General features: G+C 67.9%; 3 protein-coding genes. 1 reads left to right on the top strand and 2 read right to left on the bottom strand.

Annotated features, from left to right (window positions below):
• Positions 1 to 287: 287 nt before the first annotated feature.
• Positions 288 to 938, bottom strand: coding sequence for a glycoside hydrolase family 16 protein (locus KPL57_RS27590; RefSeq protein ID WP_308253044.1), 651 nt, complete (start codon positions 936 to 938; stop codon positions 288 to 290).
• Positions 939 to 1068: 130 nt separating this feature from the next.
• The gene (locus KPL57_RS70405; RefSeq protein ID WP_226353711.1) at positions 1069 to 2133 is read right to left on the bottom strand and encodes a MinD/ParA family protein; all 1065 of its coding nucleotides are present in this window, start codon (positions 2131 to 2133) and stop codon (positions 1069 to 1071) included.
• A gap of 882 nt (positions 2134 to 3015) precedes the next feature.
• Here KPL57_RS70405 and KPL57_RS27600 point away from each other — a divergent pair.
• Entirely contained in the window at positions 3016 to 3201 is a 186-nt protein-coding gene (locus KPL57_RS27600) for a hypothetical protein (RefSeq protein WP_226353712.1), read from the top strand.
• Positions 3202 to 4053: the final 852 nt, after the last annotated feature.

The raw sequence follows: 4053 nt of genomic DNA on the forward strand, positions 1-4053 counted from the left end.
TCGGCAAACGTGCGGCGCCGGGTAAGCCAGCATCCGAGGTCTTAAGTGAGGTCAGAAGTGTCTGGCTTCTTCTCGGACTTGCTCTGCCGCCGCGATCTGTTCAGTAGCGCATTCCTGATCCTGGGCAATGAGCTGTGGGTTGGTAGGTCCTGAGCCGATCGCGTAGACCCCGGTTAGGGCACTTGCTGTCAGAACGGCCAGGGCGGATCGACGCCAGGTGGTTGAGTAAGACATGTGGTCCCTGCTGCTCCGGGGTCGAGGGATGCTGGACAAAATGTGAAGAGCAGTCACGAGTTGTTCTGTTCATCAGTCAGAGTCGTGCTGGAGTCCTCGTCGGTAGACCCTTCGCTGCCCTCGGAGTCTGTAGAGGCGCTGTCACCGTCTTGGTAGGACCACTGCTTGACCCAGTCGACGTGCATTTCGCCAGCACCGCCGTCGGACTTGCCTTCCGGGAACCAGTCGAGCTGGATGCACAAATGCATGGGGCCGGGCGGCAGGATTGAGGTGTCGGTGGTCTTCCACCACTCCTCACCGTCGAGGAATGTGGTGACACCGTCCGGGGTCCACTCGACCGCCCAGTTGTGCCACTCGGTAGCGTCGACCTCGACCTTTCCCTGCACCTGGGAATTGTCTTCCCCGTAATGCAAAAAGACGTTCACTTCGTCGCGTTCTTGACTCATGATTTCCATGAAGTCGATCTCGCCGCCGACGGGGAAGTTTTTCTGCGGCGGGCCACAGGAGGAGGAGTGCGTTGTAGGCCGGCGAGCCCTTTGGGGCTTTGACGCGGCCCTCCCACCGGCCGTACTTCTGGGCGTCCCCCATGCCATCCCGGCGGTGGTTCCGTCGCCGTCCCCGTTGATCGTGAGAATCCCGTCAGAGACGGAGGCGGCGTCGGGCGAACGTGTCCCCTGGCCGGCATGTCCGGGCCCGTCGTACATGTTCCATCCGGACAGGCCGTCCTCAAAGTTGTCGACCTTGTCCGGTTCCCCCCATCCGAACGCTTCGCCCGCGGTCTGCCCTTGGTCACCGGACCCGCTGCTCGACCCGCTGTCGCCACCGAGGGTGTCTTTAGAGCACTCGGAGGGGACGAAGTCGGGCTCGCCAGCTCCGATGGCGACGAGCGCGTCGCGCGTCTCTTCGGCCCGCTGGGAGGTGTCTCCGGTGAGCTCGGCCAGAGCGTGGTTCGCCGTGATCCGGAACGAGCACACACCGCCTCACTGCTCGGCTGTGCGGCGGGGGACGAGGCCGACCGCGGCAACGAGAGCGGAGGCGGTCAGAGAAGCCGCCAGCGGGGGGACCATTAGCGAGTCCTGCCTTCTTCATCAGGGTGGACGAGGCGTGATGGTGGAATCCCTCCGCGACGTGGGCAGACAGCTCCAGCGCCTTGTCGAGCGTCGGCTGTTGCAGCGCGTTGAGATTGATTTGCCCGCCGGTGGACAGGTGGGGGTCTGCTGGGATCTCCACCACGGCCCGGCAGCGGGAGGCGAAGTGATCGTGGATGCGCCCGCGGTCGACGTCGGGCGAGCCGCGGTCGCAGCTGATGGCGACCACGGCGTTGCTCACTAGCTCGCTGAATCCGTGTTCGGTGAGCCAGTCAAGGGTGCGGCCGGCGCTGTTGGCGGCGTCGACCGTGGGGGCGCCGACGATGACGAGACCGTCGGTCAGGTTGAGGGCGCCGTGCATCGCGGAGTGCACCAGGCCGGTCCCGCTGTCGGTGATCAACACGTCGTAGAACCGGGCGATCAGGCATGCGACCGCCTCGTACTCGCTCTGGTTGAACATCTCGGACTTCGCCGGGTCCATCTCGGAGGCAAGCACGGCCAGACGCCCGGCGAGGCCGAGGAACCGGTTGAGCTGGGTCCCAGCCTCGATGGCGTCACGCTTGTTGAGGAGGTCGCGGATCGTCGGCCGCCGTCCCTCCACATCCACGCCGAGCAGTCGGTCGGCGAGGGTGCCGGCATCGGGGTTGGCGTCGAGCGCCACGACACGATCGCCGCGGTGCTGGGCGAGGGTCAGTCCGAGAAGGGACGAGACGGTCGTCTTCCCGACGCCGCCCTTCATCGAGGCGACGGTGATCGAGGTGGCCCCGGGGACGTTGACGTTAGTGGTACCGATCCACTCCCGGCGCTTCACCTCGTACTCGCTGACCCGGGGCGTGATCAACCCGAAGCTCGCCTGGTGGACGACTCGCCGCCATCCGTGCTGCGGGACCTCTCGCGGAGGCCGGACAAGGCTGTTGTCTAGGGGGCTCGGGCCGGACCTCGGTGCCGGCGAGCTGTCCGTGCTGTCCCGGGGGTCGTCGGCCGACGGGCGAGGGCGACTCGGACGGCTGACCTCCGGTCGCCGCGGAGCGGGTGCCTGGGGGACGCTGTGACCGGAGGGCCGCCCAGACGTCGGGGTGGCTGGCTCCTCGGCCGCGGCCGGCTCCTCGATGGGAGGGGCCGATTCGCTGGTCTGCGGTTCCTCGGGGGCGGGCGCCGTCTGGCCTGTGGGCCGTCCGGCTCGGCTTCTTCCCCGCGGGCTGTATGTCGTCTGCGGACTCGCGAGCGGGGGCGCCTCCGGCGCCGGGATGAGCGCTGGATGTCTGACTGCCGGGACTGGCCCAGGAGTACATCGAGGGGTCCTGAGTCCAGTCGTTGGCTTGGTGGTTGTTACTGGTGGTCTGCATGATCGGTGCCTCCGCTTAGGGCGTCGCGGTAGGGATGAGGGACGGGTTGACGACCAGACGTCCGCCGGGATCGCGGTTGTCGCGGGTGACTGGCACGGCCATGGACAGCCAGTAGGCGGCTCCGGCTGTCCATCCGTCGGCGTGTGGCGCTGGGGCGCTGGACGGGGGCATATCAGGGTCGGCCACCGATCGGTTTCGGTGGGCGTCGAGTCGTCGGCTCGGTGGTAGGGCGTGATGCGGACCCAGACCTCGACCAACACAGTGGTGGGGCTGCGTCGCTCCATCCGGCCGTAGACCGGGGCGTCGGCTCGCTGCCGGCCGGCCCCATTCCATCCGAGTGTGCTCGCATGACCGGCGGCCAGATAGGTTCGCAGGACGTTGGAGCGGCGTCCCGGTGTGTCTTCGTCCCAGGACAGAAAGTCGCAGGCGAAGCGGACAGCGAAGGTGCCGGCTTCCACGTCGGCGACATGGCGGTGGGCGGCGAGACTGCCGATCATCGCTGCGCCGTTGTCGTCTCGAACGAAGTCGAGTGAGGTCGAGGGCCGTGGTGACCGTTGCGGCCGGAGCGGTGACCGTTCCGGTGAGCGGTGCGCTCGGCATCGGCGGGTGCGGTAGGGGCCCAGACAGATGCGCCGTCGTCGGTGACGATCTGCTCGCCCGTGTCCACGGTGAGGTGGGTGTACAGGTGACCGGCCGGCTCAGCGGCGGAAGAGTCTCGGGGGCTGGTGCCGCCACTCTTCTCCCGCGGGTCTGATTCTGGAGGAAGGGGCGCCGGGGCGGTCGCCTCTGGTTCTGGGGTCCAGTGCCGCTCGTCGTAGCTTGCGGGTGGCGCCGGCGCTGGAATTCCGGGATCGCTGAACGGCGGCCGGTAGGCCGGGCGCGGCGGCTCCGGTTCGGGAGCGGCTGGGGTGGATGGCTGGGGCGCGGGCGCTGGTGGGGCCTCCTGGGCTGCGGACGGACCCCGGTGGGGTCGGTAGACGGCTCCGTGGTGCAGAGCCGCACGGTGGGTTGCTTGCTGGTCGCGGTCGGGAGCGCCTTGTAGTCGGCGCGCCCCCCGCCTGGTTCTTGGCATGAGCGGTCGTCCCCGTCGTGACGCGTCACGAGCCGGCTGGCGTTGGCGTGACGCCACCGAACTCGCGACTACGGGTAGGGCGAGCTGGTTATAGCAGCATCTTCTAGTGATAGTAAAGATGCTGGCAGCGTTACGGCTCGCTGTACATGCCAATGACCGCAGTAGGTGTGCATCCGCGCTGGGCGAGAGCAATGCTTGAGACTGCGCGCGGCGCGGCATGCGAGCACCCGTGCTCGCGGTCGCTGACGGCGCGCTCGGGTTCTGGGGCGCGCTGCGCGAGGTGTTCCCGCAGACCCGCGAGCAGCGCTGCTGG

Source organism: Pseudonocardia sp. ICBG601 (assembly GCF_020496245.1).